General features: G+C 54.3%; 15 protein-coding genes. 4 read left to right on the forward strand and 11 right to left on the reverse strand.

What is annotated here, in order from left to right; all coding sequences use genetic code 11:
* Positions 1–368 precede the first annotated feature (368 nt).
* The 5 genes from recF to JUK32_RS14045 all read right to left on the reverse strand — a co-directional run bounded on the left by recF (position 369) and on the right by JUK32_RS14045 (position 7,380).
* Positions 369–1,481, reverse strand: coding sequence for a DNA replication/repair protein RecF (recF, locus tag JUK32_RS14025; RefSeq protein ID WP_204139485.1), 1,113 nt, complete (start codon positions 1,479–1,481; stop codon positions 369–371).
* A 79-nt stretch (positions 1,482–1,560) separates the two neighbouring features.
* Complete coding sequence (gene mnmH / locus JUK32_RS14030; protein WP_204139486.1) at positions 1,561–2,589, reverse strand: tRNA 2-selenouridine(34) synthase MnmH; 1,029 nt, start codon at positions 2,587–2,589, stop codon at positions 1,561–1,563.
* The gene (gene selD / locus JUK32_RS14035; RefSeq protein WP_204139487.1) at positions 2,583–4,883 is read right to left on the reverse strand and encodes a selenide, water dikinase SelD; all 2,301 of its coding nucleotides are present in this window, start codon (positions 4,881–4,883) and stop codon (positions 2,583–2,585) included. Before selD ends, mnmH begins: the two co-directional genes overlap by 7 nt.
* 167 nt (positions 4,884–5,050) lie before the next feature.
* Positions 5,051–5,980 carry a pentapeptide repeat-containing protein gene (locus JUK32_RS14040; protein ID WP_204139488.1) on the reverse strand — a complete coding sequence of 310 codons (930 nt, stop codon included), beginning with the start codon at positions 5,978–5,980 and terminating at the stop codon, positions 5,051–5,053.
* A 194-nt stretch (positions 5,981–6,174) separates the two neighbouring features.
* On the reverse strand, positions 6,175–7,380 hold the full coding sequence (locus JUK32_RS14045) for a phosphoglycerate kinase (protein ID WP_204139489.1): 1,206 nt from the start codon (positions 7,378–7,380) through the stop codon (positions 6,175–6,177).
* 190 nt (positions 7,381–7,570) lie between these two features.
* On the opposite strand from JUK32_RS14045, the gene JUK32_RS14050 reads away from it, so the two are divergent.
* From JUK32_RS14050 to ctpC, 3 genes are all read left to right on the forward strand, one after another.
* Positions 7,571–7,972: a universal stress protein gene (locus tag JUK32_RS14050; protein ID WP_204139490.1), complete on the forward strand. Its 402-nt coding sequence runs from the start codon at positions 7,571–7,573 to the stop codon at positions 7,970–7,972.
* A 690-nt stretch (positions 7,973–8,662) separates the two neighbouring features.
* Entirely contained in the window at positions 8,663–9,883 is a 1,221-nt protein-coding gene (gene ispG, locus JUK32_RS14055) for a (E)-4-hydroxy-3-methylbut-2-enyl-diphosphate synthase (RefSeq protein ID WP_204139491.1), read from the forward strand.
* Between the two features lie 212 nt (positions 9,884–10,095).
* Positions 10,096–11,382, forward strand: a complete 1,287-nt coding sequence (ctpC, locus tag JUK32_RS14060) for a carboxyl-terminal processing protease CtpC (protein ID WP_204139492.1) — start codon at positions 10,096–10,098, stop codon at positions 11,380–11,382.
* Positions 11,383–11,442: 60 nt separating this feature from the next.
* On the opposite strand, the gene JUK32_RS14065 is transcribed toward ctpC, so the two are convergent.
* Positions 11,443–11,622, reverse strand: coding sequence for a hypothetical protein (locus tag JUK32_RS14065; protein WP_204139493.1), 180 nt, complete (start codon positions 11,620–11,622; stop codon positions 11,443–11,445).
* Positions 11,623–12,132: 510 nt separating this feature from the next.
* Here JUK32_RS14065 and JUK32_RS14070 point away from each other — a divergent pair.
* A complete protein-coding gene (locus JUK32_RS14070; protein WP_204139494.1) occupies positions 12,133–12,771 on the forward strand; it encodes a hypothetical protein in 639 nt (212 codons plus the stop codon).
* Positions 12,772–12,959: 188 nt separating this feature from the next.
* On the opposite strand, the gene JUK32_RS14075 is transcribed toward JUK32_RS14070, so the two are convergent.
* From JUK32_RS14075 to JUK32_RS14095, 5 genes are all read right to left on the reverse strand, one after another.
* Entirely contained in the window at positions 12,960–13,574 is a 615-nt protein-coding gene (locus JUK32_RS14075; RefSeq protein ID WP_204139495.1) for a triacylglycerol lipase, read from the reverse strand.
* 47 nt (positions 13,575–13,621) lie between these two features.
* Complete coding sequence (locus JUK32_RS14080) at positions 13,622–14,851, reverse strand: DUF445 domain-containing protein (protein WP_204139496.1); 1,230 nt, start codon at positions 14,849–14,851, stop codon at positions 13,622–13,624.
* A 183-nt stretch (positions 14,852–15,034) separates the two neighbouring features.
* Positions 15,035–15,754, reverse strand: coding sequence for a bifunctional demethylmenaquinone methyltransferase/2-methoxy-6-polyprenyl-1,4-benzoquinol methylase UbiE (gene ubiE / locus JUK32_RS14085; RefSeq protein WP_204139497.1), 720 nt, complete (start codon positions 15,752–15,754; stop codon positions 15,035–15,037).
* Positions 15,755–15,913: 159 nt separating this feature from the next.
* A complete protein-coding gene (locus tag JUK32_RS14090) occupies positions 15,914–16,807 on the reverse strand; it encodes a response regulator (RefSeq protein WP_204139498.1) in 894 nt (297 codons plus the stop codon).
* A gap of 302 nt (positions 16,808–17,109) precedes the next feature.
* Complete coding sequence (locus tag JUK32_RS14095; protein ID WP_239112660.1) at positions 17,110–17,847, reverse strand: DUF1997 domain-containing protein; 738 nt, start codon at positions 17,845–17,847, stop codon at positions 17,110–17,112.
* Positions 17,848–18,022 lie beyond the last annotated feature (175 nt).

Below are 18,022 nucleotides of genomic sequence, written 5' to 3' on the forward strand. Positions count from 1 at the left end.
AAGAAATCTTGAAGAGAGTCCAAGTTACAATCATCGAACTGACCACTCTTTTGTTTTCAGCACAAGCGGAAATAGAGTGATGTCGGTTTATACAGTCGTACTTCAGGGATTTCCGAACCCAGAAGTTGGAAGAATCCCATTGGAGTATCGTCATTGTTTAAGGTTTGCGGCCTTTTGAACGGACGGGCGCTTATGTTCTGCAGCTTTTTTGAGGTTTGAAATGATACATGAGATGTGTCCGGCTGATTCGCTAGGTAGTGGTGCAGTCGTTGACTGTAATTGCAAAGTCTTAGGCTCTTGATTTTAGAGCCTTTGGCCGGACTTTAAGCCTTTGATCTTGCTCAGAGAAAGGGCTGTAGAAGTGGTGCTCAAGGTGTAGTCATGATGTGTCCAGCTTGGACGGTACAGATTTGGGAGCGGGTTAACCAGTCGGCATCAAAGGCACCCAGGTGGGTAGTGGTGATGAGGGTTTGGAAGCGATCGCCGATCGCCTCTAATAACTGATTTTGCCGCTTCAAATCGAGTTCGGCGAGCACATCATCCAGCAGGAGTAATGGGGGTTCGCCGACGACAGTTTCGATGAGTTCGAGTTCGGCCAGCTTGAGCGCCAAGACGAGGGTGCGCTGTTGGCCTTGGGAGCCATATTGACGGGCCGGAGTGGCGTTGATGGTGAAGTCGATGTCGTCGCGGTGGGGGCCGACGAGGCTGGTGTGCTGGTGCTGTTCGGCGATCGCCCGCTGCTGGATTTTCTCTAAAAAAGCGGCTTGAATGACCTGGGGATCATCTTCTGTTAACGGCACGTTAGAGGCATATTGCAGCACCAAGTCTTCCGTTTTGCCACTGATGGCGCTGTGCCAAGATTGGGCAATGGGCACGAGGCGAGCCAGGCCCCGCGATCGTCGTCGAATCACGCGGGTGCCGAGGGCGGCCAGTTGGGCATCCCACAGGGCCAGTTGCGCCGTATCGGGTGGGCGATCGTCTTGTTTGAGCAGGGCATTGCGCTGTTTCAACGCTTGTTGATACTGGCCCAGAATGTAGGCGTAAACGGGCTCTAGCTGGGTGAGCAGGGTGTCGAGCCAGGTGCGGCGCACGCCCGGCCCGCCGCGCACCAAGTCCAGATCCAGGCTGGAAAACTGCACGGCGTTGAGTGCGCCGAGAAAGTCCAGTTGGCGACGCAGCTTTTCGCCACTGCGGCTAACGGTGCGGCGGCCTTTTTCGCGCAGGGTGATGGCGAGGTCGGCATCGCTCACCTCGCGACTGACTTCGGCGCTGATGTGGGCGGCGGCAAAGCCATCTTGAATCAGGTCGCGATCGCGACTCGTCCGATGAGACTTTAACGTGGCGAGCAATTCGACCGATTCCAGCAGGTTTGATTTGCCCTGGGCATTTTCGCCGAGCAGAATGGTCTTCGGGGCCGTGAATTCGACCCGCTGGGTTTCGTAATTGCGAAAATGCCTCAGCTCTAAGGTTTTGAGGAACATGGACGCTGCCAGCTACCGTTAACCACCTCGCCCTAGCGTAAGCGACGCTGTGGACTGGGGAAAGCGCTGATTATCGCGACTAGCTGGCCGACAGCAAAAATGGCGCTTTGTCGATCAGCAGTTGGGCGGCGGCGATGGGGTCATGATTGGCAATATCTAATTGGGGAATCACCTGGTTGCGGCGTTCCAAATCGTAGCGGTAGGTGCGATCGTAGTAGTCGAGCACAATTTTGCAGACTTCTCGCAGTTCGCCGCGATGCAGACATTCCACTGCGGCTTGGGTGCGTTGTCCCCCCAGGCGTTTGCGAATGCGTTGAGTCGCCTCGATCAGCCCCTGCCGATCCGTTTGGCCGTAGATTTCCACCAAAATGCCTAAGCGTTCTTCGAGGGGGCGCACCACTTCCAGGGTGGGGGCGGCTTCCATTTGTTCGAATAGCTCCGGGGGGACGCGGCAGGTGCCGACGCGCTTGCTTTCGGCCTCAATCCACACGGGGCGAATGGGATCGAGGTGGGCGAGGCGATCGCTGATCATGTTCTCAAACTGTTCGGTGCTGGGTTGGGGCGGCATGTCTAAGCTGCCATAGCTGCTGCCGCGATGGTTGGCGAGTCCTTCCAGATCAAGGATTTGCTCTCCCAGCTCGGCGAGGGCGTGCAGAATTTGGGTTTTACCTGTCCCCGTCATGCCCCCCAGCACAATAATTTGCCGGGGCGTGCTGAACACCTGCCGCGCCCAGTGCCGAAAGGCTTTGTAGCCGCCCGCTAACGTGACCACTTGCAGTCCGGCGGTTTCCAGGCACCAGGCGACGCTGCCGCTGCGCATCCCGCCCCGCCAGCAGTGGACGCGGAGAATTTGGTTGGGGGCGATCGCTTTCGCCTGGCGCACGATCGCCCCCAACTTTGGCCCCACCAGGTCAAAGCCGAGTTCCACCGCCGCATCCCGTCCCTGCTGTTTGTAGCACGTCCCCACTTGCGCCCGTTCATCATTGCTAAAGAGGGGAAAGCTGACGGCTCCAGGCATGTGCCCCTGTTCGTACTCACCGGGACTGCGAACGTCCAGGATCGGGCCAACCGCTGTCAAAAAATCTGAAATTTCGAGATGCTTCACCATGCGTCAATTGTAATGGGCGCTTCGGCCTCGCGAAATGGCTGCACGGTGCCAATGCAGGTGGCCGCCGGGTAGCCGCGATCGCGCAGGGCCGCGACACAGTCGGCGGCGCGATCACTCGGCACCGTTGCCAGTAAGCCCCCCGCCGTTTGCGGATCAAACAGGATGGGATAGCCGGGGCGCTGGGCATAGGTCGCTGCATTTTGCAGGGCTCTCGCTGCTTGCAGATTTTGCGGCTGGAGGGAACTGACGATGCCCTGTTGCAGGGTGGCCATCGCCCCTTCCAGTAGGGGCAGGTCGGTTAAGTCCAGCGTCACCGCGACCGCAGCAGCTTCCACCATTTCGAGCAGATGCCCCAGCAGGCCGAATCCAGTCACGTCGGTGCAGGCGGTGACGTCATGGTCGCGAAAACACTGCATGGCGGATGCACTGGGCTGAATCATGTGGGCGATCGCGGTCTCGATCCAGCGGCCCTTCGCTTTTTTCTGCATGTCGGCGGCAAACAGCGTGCCTGTGCCCAGCGGCTGCGTCAAAATCAAGGTATCTCCCGGCTGCATTCCCCCTTTGTGAAGAATGGCGGTTTCTTCGACCAGACCATTGCAGGCCAAGCCCAGCGCCAGTTCCTCGCCTTCGGTGGTGTGGCCACCGACCAGGGACGCTGGGGTCGCCATCAGAGCTTTTTGCACGCCAGACAGTAAGTGAAACAAAGTTTCGGTTTGTTTGTCGGGCGTGGCGTGGGGGAGGGTGGCGATCGCCAGCACCGTCTGCGGTTCCGCCCCCATCGCATACAAATCATTCAGGCAGTGCTTCACCACGATCTGGCCAAACACAAACGGATCATTCACCAGGGCATTGAAAAAATCGACGGTATGCACCATCAGCTGGCCGGGGGGCACCCGCACCACCGCCGCATCATCGGGCGATGTCAACCCCACCAGCACATGGTCTGCGGCACCTTCATTACCCCCCTTTTCAAGCGGGGATGGGGGGATCGGCAACCGTGCCAACGCCCGCTGCAAGACATCACTGCCCACCTTCGAGCCGCACCCGGCGCAATACATCGTTGGTGCAGTCGTATCGGCGATCGCGCGCTGCCCCGGACTGGACGACTCGGCCCCCATTTCAGGAAAATCGCTGAACAGGCTCATGAACTTGCGATCAATGCGATCCTTCCACGCTCGCATCCATCGCGATTCAAACGTGAATGGCCCCCGAGAGGCGAACGCGCTGCCATCCCCCGTATCAATAATGTTGAGATACTGCTTTTGTGGGGTGAACGGTTTCAGCGCTTCCCCTTTGAGGAAGGCTTGCAAATTGTTGAACAGCGGCGGCCCCTGGCGCACGGCAAACACGCCGGCCTTAGGGCGCGGGTGATGCTTCATGGTCGCCACATCCCCCGCTGCGAAGACATGGGGATGGGAACAGCTTTGCAGCGTGTCTTTTACTAAGAGAAAACCGTCGTCATCGGTGGCTAAACCGGATCCCTGAATCCAACCGGGGGCAGCGGCATTGGTCACCCAGAAAACGCGATCGCACGTCACCGTCAACCCCGATTCGCAGCGCACCTGCCGTTGGTCAGGGCCGACGGCGGTAATCTCACAAACCGACTCCGGCAAATGCAGTTGCACACCCCGTTCCACAAAGCGGCGGTGCAGTCGCTGGCGGGTGCTGCGATTGCGTCCATTGGCGATTTCATCCCCCCGGTGAAAGAGATGAATGGTGAGGTCGTCGCGCGATCGCCCCACCTCGTCCAGCAATTGCCAGAGCCGCATCTGCATATTCAACGTCAGCTCGACGCCGCCGACGCCACCCCCCACCACCGCCAGCGAAATGGGGCCAGGAGTCGCGTGCCGCACCTCATCCAGACAAGACTCCCAGGCTGTGAGCAACTCGGGCACGGGTTTGGCTGGAATCGCGTATGCTTTGGCCCCGGGGACCTGCACCGTTGCCGGAGTGCTGCCCGTGTCGATCGAGAGTACGTCAAACGCGATGGGAGGATGATGGGCGCAGATGACCTGCTGATTGGCCACATCGATCGCCACCGCCCGATCCATCATCAGTTGGCAGTTAGCAAAGCGACTGAGGGGTCGCAGGTCGATATGCGATTCGTCAAAGTCGTACAGGCCGGAAATGTGGCAGGGCAACATGCCGGAATAGGGCGTATCGACCAGGTTGGTAATCAGTGTTAGGCGCACACCCGGAATGGGATGCATGCCAAACTTCCGCAGCACGATCGCGTGGGTATGCCCGCCCCCGATAAACACCAAATCTTTGACAATCGGCGGTGTCACCTGCATGTTTCACACCCAGTTTGAGAACCCTTTCAGCATATCGACTCTTCTATTTGAGAGAACCCTGAGTGCCCCAAAACGGTCATGTGAAGGCCCCGGTGATACCCCCCGGAGACGGACGTTTGAGGTGTCCTCAGCCCAGCGGTCAGCGAACTGCGACCAGCCTCAAGTGCCTACAGCACTTCAACATTCAAGGCCCCGTGGTGCCGCAGCCATTGCTGCTGGTCGGGGGTGAGCCCGGTGGCATCGGTAAACAGCGCCCCCTGCACCTGAGCCTGATCGAAAATCGCGCCATCGAGTTGGGCATGTTCCAAATTGGCACTGCGGAGGTCAGCACCCCTGAAGTCCGCCCCGCTAAGGTTGGCAAATTCTAAATTTGTTTCAAACAAAGCGGCCTTTTGCAAATTGGCATTGACCAATCCCGCATTCCAAAAATCCGCCCATTTCAGGTCACTCGCTTCCAAGTTTGCCTCGGTCAGGTCAGCGGCCTGAAAGCTGCTGCTCGTGGCGTTCACCTTGGCGAGATTGGCGGCTTTCAACGTCGCTGATTTAAAGTCCCCATGGTTCAAATCGGCGGTCTCAAAGCAGGTTCCCACTAAAACACTTTGCTGGAAGCTGGCCTTGCCCAGTTGGGCCGCAGTGAACTGGGCTTGGCTCAAATCGGCGCGATCGCACTGGGTTTGGGTGAGGTTAGCGTGCTGAAATTGGGCGGCAGTTCCCTGGATATCGCGCAGATCGGCCCGTTGCAAATCGGCATGGGAAAAGTTGGCGCGATCGCACACCGCCCCGTACAGCTTGGCCCCCAGCGCCTGCACCTGCTGAAAATCGCCATCGGCCAATCGCGCCTGGATCAAAATCGCACCCGTGAATTGACAGCCGACCCCACAACTGCCCGACAGATCCGCCAACGTCAGGGTAGCGTTGGAGAAGTTGGTTTGGCGCAGGGAACTCTTTTGAGCCTGCATCCGCCGCAGATATGCCGAGGTGAAATCTCCCCCATCTAAGTTGGCGTGGTTCAGCTCAATGCCACTTAACTCAGCTTTCATCAGCGATTGACCAGCATGAATCTTTTCAATGACTTCGGATGGAGAGAATTGCGTCATACTGGCTCCTTGATCGGCGATCGCCCTGGCGATATTAACCGCCTGAATATACCAAGAATCCTGCCCCGGCTGATGTTGAAGCGGTCAGCCCCCCAGTCAGGCCACAAAAAAGAGGTGCGACATGGGCGCACCTCACAGCTGGCATCTAAATTTTGAGTCTGAATTGAGAGCTTCCCTCAAATCCAGGTCAGTCGTTATGCCTCGTCAAGGGCGGCAATACCCGGAAGCGTTTTGCCTTCCAAGAGCTCCAAGCTGGCCCCGCCGCCAGTCGAGATGTGACTCATTTGCTCAGCCACTCCAACCTTTTCAACCGCTGCGACGGAGTCACCACCGCCGATGATGGTGGTCACGCCAGTCGGTGTGAGTTCCGCCAGGGTATGGGCGATCGCTTCCGTACCCGCTGCAAACTTGTCGAATTCAAAGACGCCCATTGGCCCATTCCAAATCACCGACTTGCACTGCTTCAGCGCGTCTTGGAAGACCTTGACCGCATCAGGGCCAATATCCAACCCCATCCAGCCATCAGGAATCGCTTCCACGCTGACGGTTTGCGCATTCGCATCGGGGGCAAAGTTGTCGGCAACCACCACATCAGTTGGCAACAACAGCTCAACGCCTTTTTCCTTGGCTTTGATTTCCAGAGACTTGGCCAGCTCTAGCTTGTCCTCTTCTACCAGAGACTTCCCGACGCTCAGCCCGCGCGCCTTGTAGAACGTGAAAATCATGCCACCACCGATCAGCAGCTTGTCCACTTTGTCCAACAGCGTCTCGATCACGCCAATCTTGCTGGACACCTTGGAACCGCCGATGATTGCCGCCAGGGGACGCTGGGGATTTTCGATCGCCGCTTGCAAATACTCCAGCTCCTTCTCAATCAAGTAGCCACCGACGGAAGGACTGAGGTACTTGGTAACGCCTTCGGTTGAAGCATGAGCGCGGTGAGCGGTACCAAAGGCATCGTTCACATACATATCGGCGTTGGCCGCCAACTGCTTCGCAAATTCCGGGTCATTGCTTTCTTCACCCGCGTGAAAGCGGACGTTTTCCAACAGGGCAACTTGGCCATCTTGCAGACCGTTGACGGCGGCGGCGACATCTGGCCCGACACAGTCATCACACTTCACAACTTCTTGGCCCAGCAGCTCGGAGAGGCGCTTCGCTACCGGGGTCAGTCGCATGGAATCGACTACTTTGCCCTTAGGACGACCAAAATGGCTGGTGAGCACAACTTTTGCCCCTTTGCCCGTGAGGTCTTGGATGGTCGGTAGCGCCGCGCGGATGCGAGTATCGTCGGTAATTTCGCCAGCGTCGTTGAGGGGCACGTTAAAGTCGGCCCGGACGAGGACTCGCTTGCCGGACACATCAGCAGCGGTGAGCGTTGCTACGGTCTTCTTTGCCACAGGTTTGAACCTCCCAAGTTGCGATTATTACGTTTCTGCATGGCTATTGCCGATTAGCCCCCACCCTTGAATTAATCTAAGAGTTGGAAAGGCACCTGACAGCACTAACGTGCGACACAATTTTGTTGTCAGCGCTACAACCATGTCCGAGACTCATTCTACCGGAGTCTGTGTATTCGTCTGAGGAGCTATGTTCAAGACGATTTTGTTTCCTATTGATATGAGCCCAGAAGCTCAGCAAGCGGCGCATCTGGCGATTGATTTGGTCAAAGAGCATCAGAGTCAACTCGTGTTGCTCTCCGTTGTTGAAACGGGCGATACCCCTGAGCATCCAGAGCAGGCCTCAGCGGAAGCAGTGGCGGCGCTCCTGAACCAGGCGCAGGCTCTCTTTGAGCAGCAAGGTGTGCAAAGCAAAACGATGGAGCGATCAGGGCAACCAGCGTTTGTGATTTGTGATGTCGCCGACGAGATTGAGGCCGATCTGATTGTCATGGGCTGTCGCGGCGTTGGTCTGATTGAGGAAGTCAAGCAAGAGAGCGTGACTAATCGTGTCATCAACCTTTCGCCTTGCCCCGTATTGATCGTGCCCTAAGTCCCGATGGGGACTGGTGCTCGCAGGTATTGCCCCACTCGTTGGTGAGCCTGGCAAAGGGGGCGACGATGCCTGCGGCTGAACTACCAGAGCCCTGGTTTCTTGAAGAGGCCGGGGCTCTGGCAATGCTATGGTGCGTTTTCTGAATGGGATATACAGCCAATGATTGAGATATGGCCAAAATATCTCGTCAGGAATCCCGCCAAAGACATCATTTAGCCGAGCGCTTCCCAGACCGCGATAAAACTTTGCAGCCAAACCCAATGGCCTGATCAACGCTACACCCAGCGACAGCCGTCTTCGATACGGGCTTATACAAGTTTTCTATGGCAACCAGGCTGTTTGATACCCCCCTGAAGACAGCTTTTCTATGCCAATGATTGAAGGAAATTAGGACGCTGGCGATGAGACGGCACAATACGGTCTGCTGGCCTGATTGGCAAAAGCATTATGGGTGGAAGGCGCGATCGCGCACCCTCTGAAAAGGTTCTGAGACGTCGGTCTTGAGACATATCGCCCCGCCTGGGGAGCATCACCCAGACCGTCTTCCCGAGGAACATATGGGTGGGTGGGGCGATCGCTCTGCTGCCAGCAATCCAGCCCATAACTCCTATCCTCTACGCCGAATCACCCCGTTCTATGGCACTCTGAAAACAGATAAACTCACAAATCTTTATTCAGCTCAGGGCCATGCAAACCCTTCCTTCCTCTCCCGCTTCCACACCTGTCGATACCGCCTTCGACACCACGATTCATCGCCGCCAAACCCGTCCCGTTCCTGTCGGCAACATCACGATTGGCGGCGGAGCTCCGGTCGTCGTCCAGTCCATGATCAACGAAGATACCCTGGATATTGAAGGATCCGTTAGCGGTATTCGGCGGCTGCATGAAATTGGCTGTGAGATTGTGCGGGTTACTGTGCCCAGCATGGCCCACGCCAAAGCCCTTGCCACCATTCGCGAGAAGTTGGAGACAACTTACCAACTGGTGCCCCTAGTCGCCGACGTGCATCACAACGGCATGAAAATCGCGCTAGAAGTGGCCAAGCACGTTGACAAAGTGCGTATTAACCCCGGCCTCTACGTCTTCGAAAAGCCCCAATCCGGGCGTACCGAATATTCCCCGGCTGAATTTAAGGAGATTGGCGAAAAGATTCGCGAAACCTTGGAACCGCTTGTCGTCTCCCTGCGCGATCAGGGCAAAGCCATGCGTATTGGGGTCAATCACGGCTCCCTTGCTGAGCGAATGCTCTTTACCTATGGCGACACCCCCGAAGGCATGGTGGAGTCTGCTCTCGAATTTATCCATATTTGCGAATCTCTAGATTTTCACAATTTGGTAATTTCCCTCAAAGCCTCCCGGGTTCCTGTTATGCTGGCGGCCTATCGGCTCATGGTCAAGCGCATGAACGAACTGGGCATGGACTATCCGCTGCATTTGGGCGTCACCGAAGCAGGCGATGGTGAGTACGGTCGCATTAAGTCCACCGCCGGCATTGGTACCCTGTTGGCTGAAGGCATTGGCGATACCATTCGCGTTTCCCTCACCGAAGCACCGGAAAAAGAGATTCCCGTTTGCTACAGCATTTTACAAGCCTTGGGCCTGCGCAAAACCATGGTGGAATATGTTGCTTGCCCTTCCTGTGGGCGCACCTTGTTCAACCTCGAAGATGTGTTGCACGAAGTTCGCGAGGCCACCAAGCACCTGACGGGCCTGGACATTGCGGTCATGGGCTGTATTGTCAACGGCCCTGGCGAAATGGCCGATGCTGACTATGGATATGTGGGCAAAACCCCTGGCTACATCTCGCTCTACCGAGGTCGCGAGGAAATCAAAAAAGTTCCTGAAGATCAGGGTGTCGCTGAACTGATCAATCTCATCAAGGCAGATGGCCGCTGGGTCGATCCCTAGCACTGGGAAGTCCGAATTTTTGTCGATTCTTATCGATATTGTTAGTACTTAGCCATCCCTGCCAGTTAGTGGGTTATCTTTCTGGCACACTCACTCAGAAATCTCTCAGCTAGGCTCGTTATCATGGCTTTGTCTGGGTGAGGGAAGTTGCCCTCAACACTCAGTATTGCTTGTGTTAGATTGAGCATAATTGCCAACGGAAATTGAGATATATGGCGATCGCAAAGCGAGGATTGGTTTTAGGCGCAACAGCTGTAGCTGCTGCCGGCGTCATTGTTACTGGGGCAGGGTTGCACTTGTCCCAAAGCAAGGCATTCTTTGAAGAAAGTCCCAAAGAAGTTATTGATGAAGTTTGGCAGTTAATTGACAATACCTATGTCGATGCGACCTTCAATCAAACCGACTGGGAGGCAGTACGTACCGACTATCTGAGTCGCGAGTATAGTTCCCCAGAAGCGGCTTATGATGCCGTGCGCGAGATGTTGGAACTGCTGGAGGATCCCTACACCCGCTTCATGGATCCCGAAGAGTTCCGTAATATGCAGATCGATACCTCTGGAGAACTGACCGGGGTCGGTATTCAAATTACTCAAGAAGAAGAAACGGACGAAATCGTCGTTGTTGCGCCGATCGAAGACACCCCTGCTTTTGAAGCTGGCCTCCGTTCTCAGGATGTCATTATCGAGATTGACGGTCAATCGACCGCAGGCATGGAGTTAAACGATGCGGTGAGTTTGATTCGTGGGCCAGTGGGGTCAGATGTAACCCTGACGGTACGCCGTGATGCGAAACAGCTCGACTTTAATCTGACACGGGCTCGGATCGAAATTCATCCTGTGCGCTACTCCGTAAATGATGCCCCTGAAGGGCCAGTTGGCTACATTCGCTTGACCCAGTTCAGCAGCAATGCAGCTAGTGAAATGAAGGAGGCTATTGAAGATTTAGAATCGCAAAACGTTGTCGGCTACGTCCTCGATTTGCGATCTAATCCGGGGGGGCTGCTCTATTCCAGCATCGAGATTGCTCGCATGTGGATTGACGATGGTGGCATTGTTTCGACCGTTAATCGCCAAGGTGTGGCGGATGAAGAACTGGCGAATAACCGCGCGCTGACCGACCGACCCTTGGTTGTGCTAGTCGATGGCGGCTCTGCCAGTGCTAGCGAGATTTTATCAGGCGCATTGCAAGATAATGGGCGAGCGCAGCTTGTGGGTACCCAAACCTTTGGTAAGGGGTTAGTACAGTCGGTCCGCAGCTTGCCAGACGGGTCAGGCGTGGCCATCACCATTGCCAAGTATTTAACCCCGAGCGGACGAGACATCAACCAGCAAGGGATTGAGCCAGATATTCTGGTCGAGCTATCGGAAGACGAGCAGGAAGAGCTCTCCGATAATCGCGATCGCATTGGGACGCTGGAAGATCCGCAATATCGTCAGGCTGAAGAACTCCTGTTGCAAACTGTCAGAGCGAATCAAAATACTGCGATTGAGCCGCAGTAAGTTACGCCAAGCAAATTTGGCCTCACGCATTACGAGTCGTTGCCAGCCTAGCTGTACTCATTACATCGGCTGGCACTTACCTGCTCGAATCAGGCCCACTCGTTTAGCGATCGCTTCCCCTTCCGTCGCATATGGCCCCCACTTTTCAGCGTGGGAGGTCATGCTTAATTCTGATTCGGTTAGAATCTGACAGGTTTCCGACCTCCCCTTCACGACGTACCAGTTTGTCGGCTCAGACATCGTATCCCCTCGGTAAGACTGTTTTTATCCTAGCTGGCGTCACTGCCTAGAGCATCCTTTTTTTATAAGGCTGAATTGGCAGATAACGGAGTGCACGGCGCAACTGACCCACACCCAATTTGATGCCACCAGAGCCAACCGATAACATACGCCAAGCTAATTGATCTCAGGCGAGCAGCGCACAGAATAATTCCTGTGCTGACCAGGAGGCGATTCTTGTTAGTTGATTGTTACTTGATGCACAGCCCCTTGCTGAGTTGGGAAAACTAAGTTGAAGGCGATCGCGACTGGCAGCGTGTCAGGTTGGTTGATCAATAGCCTGCATGGCTGATCCTGTACCAAGAGCACGACTCCACCTCTCCCGGCGATTAGTTCCAAAACGAATGGTGAGGGCCACGGTTGTTAGTGCCTCTTGCTTTCTGAATGTCCTTAGGCCGTACTTAAGAGTGGCATATAGGGTGACGCGCTCTAGCTACGCGCCTCAAACGTCTCGTAATAGGTGGTCTACTTATGCTATTTGATCGCATCATCGAAGACAGTCTTGGCTATATCCGTCGCAAACTCTGGTCAGAAACCGACCATGATCAGGGGGCTAAAAATCAGTTTCAATCAACAAAATCTATTCCGGGAGAGTTTGGGATCATTCACCTGCTGGAAGGGCGAGATACGCCTCGGGCCATCCGCACTTGGATGTTGAGTCCCAAGCGACAAAAGATGAATTCGGCTCATATGGTGGCAACATCAACGCCGATGGATTTGCACATCTACACTGATTTTTTGGGGCCGCTACCGAAAAATACCACTCCCTCGGCCATGGATGAGCGCAAGTTACAGGAAAGTCAGCGTCAGCGAGGCCTATCGGTGGCGACTCATCGCTTGCAGTTGTTGAAATCGAGTCATTTTCTCAACAAAGATGGCTTTTATACGTCCGAAGTACTGCATTGGCAAGATGTTGACTGCTACCCTCCCAACGGCAGCAATTTACCCCCCAAAGCAGCCGACAAAATTGCGATGCGATTTACAGATGCCGTTGCCTTTAAGTGTTTGAAGTTGCCTCAGCCAATGAAACTCCCAGTGGAGGAATGGACGCAAATCATTAACGAGACCCTGGCTGAAGTCAAAGCAAAGCTGGTAGCGAAATCGGTTTAATGGCCCCAGTCGGGTCGATCGCTCTTCCCGCTCAGTTATGGCAAGCCGCTGATAGGTTCGGGCCTCTTGAGACGCCAGAGGCCTTGTGTAGCAAGAGACTCAATCTTGAACTTTGAACTTTGTCTTTTGAAGTTTGCTATACCAACTAACCCCAAGGGCACCCTGAAACCCTGCCAGGGGAGACTAGCTTACACTGCACTCTGAATAGCTGCAACGATCGCCGATTGGACAGCGGTATCATTCATCATAAAGGTGTGCCCGACAGGAAATTGGAGGGGGAGATCGCGATCGCTCATGCGGGTTTCGCTAATGGCGACAATCCCGTCGTTGGCTTCCGCACCAAATGGACTCAGCAGTCCCGTTGGCCCGCCCACACCAGCGATAATGGTATAAGGCGATCGCAATAATGGCAATTGCTGAAAAAAATCAAGGCGAGTCAGATTCCAGCCACATTGCCCAGTAACCCATTGAAATGGTGGCAGATGCCAGGCCATCGGCGCTAAACGTGGACGCTGATTCGGCGGACCCAGCATCACAATATGGGCTGGCGGTGGCGCAGACTCGTTGCCCAAAGCGGCTCGCAACAGCAGTCCGCCCAAAGAATGCGCCACTACGCTGTAAGCCCCCTGCTGACTCAGTTCATGTAGCTGTTGCCGTAAACGCTCGACAATCTGGTCGAAGGTTTCGAAAATAGCTGCATAGCTGAACGCATCGGTCTGCCAACCGCTTGTTTGTAAACGCCAAGCTAGTGGCATCAGAGACGCTGGCGTGCGACTGAGACCGTGAACTAATAACACTTGCATAACTAATGACCATAGGGAACTTGATCAAATCATGCCTGTATGGCGGATTATTGCAAATAGTAGAAAGCCGCCTGTAAACCGCCGATGAGAAAACCTAAAATCCCCCCAAGATTCACAATTGCCTGCAATTCATTCCGCACGATGCCCTGTACGGCCATCTCTAAATCGCGAGGATTGGTGGACGAAACGCGCTCAATAATGACTTGATCAATATTTAAAATAGGAATCACCTGAGCGACTAAATTTTCGAGATCCCGCTCTAAATAACGCTCCAAAATGAGGGCCAACTCTTCACTCACCGGATCGAGGGAATCGGTAATCACTTGAGAATTTTGCAAACGGTTGAGCAATTGAGTTGCTAGCATTTCCCAATTGATAGTACTGCTCAGCCCTTTTAATAGATCCGGCCCTAAGGTTCGAATATATCCCCGCACCGCTTCACGAATAGTTTTCCGCAGTTCTCGAACTGTCGAGACCGGCAGTTGCTGTAGCGTCATTTGCTGAAAGATTTCTTGGAGCCGCGGATTCACGTTGAGGGCTTCGACGAGTTCAGCAATGCGATCATTGGTGAGGTCGCGCTCATCTAGGCAAAAGGTGCGCAGGCGGATCAAAGAGTTGCGAACGCCAAAGAGATTGGCAACCACCCAATAGGTGCCGCTAGTGCGCGAACGGAAAATCTCGTCGATTGTGTGGATATTGCGATCGGTCAAAAAATCGATCAGCATTCGGCGTAGGCGATCGGGCGGCAAAACCGAAATCAGCAACCAGTTTGAGAGTTGTTGCGCTTGGTCTGGAGTGAGCTGGAAGTCCAACAAAACTTGGTCAAAGATTTGATCGATTTGAGCCCGGAGAAAGTCTTCGCGGCGCGCCCAGACGCGCAATAGGCGAGGCAGGGAAGTGCCAAAGACATCTTGCAAAACCTGGCCCACAATCTCTGCCGTGCGCACTTGGTTACGAGACTGAACTTGATCGAGGCTGAGCTCTAGCAGCCAGCGAATGGCTTGTTTCGTCCGCTCTGTTTGCAGCAGTCGCCGAGCCAGATTTTCCATCTCTTCTGGCGTCAGGAGGGAGCCCATGATGGTGTCGGCCACGCGGCGAGCGAGTCGCTCCTGATTACTGGGGATCAAGCCTGGCGTCAAGGGCAGCCGTCGCTTGAACAGGTAATAGGGCCGATAGGGCCGAAACAGCATCTTGATGGCGAGGTCATTTGTAAAATAACCAATCACGCCACCGACGCAGGGCGGCGCTAGTAATAACCAAATATTAGACCAATCCATCGCAGACGTGAGGGGCGATTGTATCAGCAGCAACGTGCCGAGTCATCATAACAAACTAGCTTCACGGTTATGCCAGCAGTCTTGCAAAGTCTTAATGTCAGGTTGTCTACGGCAGACGTCGGCAGGGTGCGATGGAGATAGCTCTCGTGGCTAAGACGTTAACTACTTGCCCACAGCGAAGCGTCACCGTGTCAGCACTAATATCCCCATCAAGCCGCCCGCAATGGGGTAGTGAACTGCAGAAGCGAAACCAGCTTCCAGGGCCAGTTGTTGCTGCTCTGGCCCCAAGGGAAACCGCTCGACACTGGGGCCGATGTAGGCATATTCATCCGTCATGCCGAAGTTTTTCGCCGTGGGCACGACTATCGTATCGAGATACCATCTTTGAAATTGCTGCAGCCAGGCAGACTGCGGTTGTAAAAAGTCGAGAATCGCGGCTTTGGCCCCTGGCCGCAGGACACGTCTTAACTCTTTGAGACCTTGAGTCAGGTTAGTGAGATTGCGTAAGCCGTACGCCATGGTGGCGGCGTCGAACTGTTCATCTTCAAAGGGGAGGGTGAGGGCGTCGCCCTCGATCCAGTGCAGGGGAGCCAGGCGAGATGGCTGGGCAGGTTTTTGGCGTGCGATCGCAAGTTGCGCGGGGGAAAAATCGACTCCATATACCTCGCCGCTTGGCCCGACTCGCCGAGCCAACAGCAGCGCCAGATCTCCACTACCGCAACACACATCCAAGCCAGTTTGCCCAGATGCTGCCCCACTCCAATCAACGGCCATTTGTTTCCAGACACGGTGCAATCCTCCACTCAACTGTTGATTAAAGTCGTCGTAAACTGGGGCGATCCGGTCGAACAGTTGTTGAATATCTTGGGCAGAGGGCGCAGAGTTAGTCACAGATATGGGCATCTCAAGGAAGACGATCGCACATGAACATCTCTACAGACCATATCGCGATCGCGGAGCCAGGGATTGCTTGAGATACTGTTCATTGAGGTTTACCAGTGCTCGCAATGCTGAGGCATTGCCTCAGCATTGCGGTTGACCACCGGATTCGCCTGGGTCAGTTTACAAACAAGCCAATGTCAACGCCACCTGACGAGACGCCATGCCCAGGAAATCTTGCAGGGTTTTAGTGAATTCATGGGGCTGTTGCCACTGTAGGGAAATCACTGCCACCACAGCCCCGCGAAACATCACTGGCACGGTACCATGGGAGCCCACCTGATGCACCTCATACAATTCTTTAGTGCTGGGGTTCGGGGCTTTGGCGGTGTTGATAATATATTTCAACTGCTGTGAGGTAATTGCCTCTGTGATCAATGGAGCTTGCTTGAGCAGAGCCGCCGCAATCGCCCCGGCAGTTCCCATGTCATTTCCTAAGGCATCTGCATCCACCAGGTGAACGGCAACTCCATCTGCCGCCGTGACTTTTTGCAGGGCTGCCGCGATCGCTGGCAAAGCTGCCGCTACAGTATCCTGAGACTGAGCAATATTGGCCATTTCCATGACTAGCCAATGTTGGTTTTGCAGTAGATCAATTGCCTCGCCGCGCTGCTTCAGCAATTCGTAGGTATTCGCGGCCTGGTCAACCACAAGCTTGAGTTCGTCGGGATTCCAGGGTTTAGTGATGTAGCGATATACTTGCCCGGCGTTAATCGCATCCACCAGGTCTTCCACGTCGGTAAACCCGGTCAAAATAATGCGTACCGTGTCTGGAAATTCTGGCACGGTTTTGCTCAAAAATTCCGTCCCTTTCATTTCTGGCATCCGCTGGTCAGAAATAATGACGGCCACCTCACCCTGTTCGGCCAACACCTCAAGTGCTTGATGTCCACTTTCGGCGCGCAAAACGTTAAAATCGCGGCGAAAAGTTCGATACAGCAGGTCTAAATTGTCCGGCTCATCGTCTACGACCAACATTTTGGCTTTATTAGTTTTTCGGGAACGAGCAGCAGCCATGCTGGAATACCTCGAATGTTGTTTCGCCAAGCACGATAGCCAGCAATGATCCGCCGGAGCTATCTCTCACTATTTCTCTAAGTAGGTTGCATTCAGAGTACCCATGCCAGTCGCGAAACTAAATGACTCGCTCATGACGGACAATGACCAATGCGACCAAGCAGGTAAGGCCCTCCCGCAACCGATCAAGCTCCTGAAAGTCGATCATGTGACTAGATCGAAACAAGCAAACAGCCTGAGCCAGTGCCGAACTAGTGGACAAAGAGTGACTATCAAAGTGCGGTTAATCAGCTACTGCATTGTTACGAGTGATCGTGATGCTCATGACTCCGAGAAAACCGATCGAAAAAGTGATGGTTGCGTTTGCGGTAGCTTTCTGGGAAAGGCAAATTCAGCGTTTCGTGAAAGTCTGCTTGCACCTTGTGGGTCAACCGTTTGGAGACTTGTCGAACAATCTGACTCAGCAAATGGTCGCCGGTTTTCTGAATGATGCGGCAGGGCAAAGCCTGAATGAAGCGAGGAAAACTCACCCAGACCTTTAACTCCAGAGTCCAGTCGACCTGCGTCAATACTGGGCCGGGAGCACTCGGTGTTTCGTTAAGCTCAAGTGCCGCCTTGAAATCCACCTCATATCCAGGGGATACATACCCAGGAATTTCAATAGTTTCAATTCGGTAGACGCCATGATCCTGTGGTAGCAGGTGCAAACCAACTTTTGGTTCAACGTCGTAGCCAAGTGCGCCAAAATGCCCAATCGTCAAGTCGTAGCCATTATTTTCCAGCGGCGTTGCCGTCATTGGATGTGCACATCGTAAAAACCATGACTGATGATCATCGAGGTAACGAGCAACGGTATCACGATCCGCAGCCATTTCCATGCTGCCGATATAGTCACCGTGAAACAGCATTGGTTGGTGGCGTAGTGGTTCCGAAGCTGGATGATCAGTGCTCTCTTCCATAGAGTCAACCAGGTGAGAAACAGATCCTAAAATCGGTTCTGAAAGGTCATTAACCCGGTGGTTGGTAAATGGTGTTTGCATGGAGGCGGTTTGCTATCTGGTTTTAAATGCAAATGCCCAATGGCACGGTTCAGCAGCTACTTATAGCTTCACTATAGTATTGGAGGCTATTTTAACCGACGAACAGCTGAAGAATATTCCTTCGTTAAAGTTTGAAGGCTGATCTGAGCTGTTTGTAGCCTAACTCGGTTCTTTC

Source organism: Halomicronema sp. CCY15110, assembly GCF_016888165.1.
Lineage (GTDB): Bacteria > Cyanobacteriota > Cyanobacteriia > Phormidesmidales > Phormidesmidaceae > Halomicronema.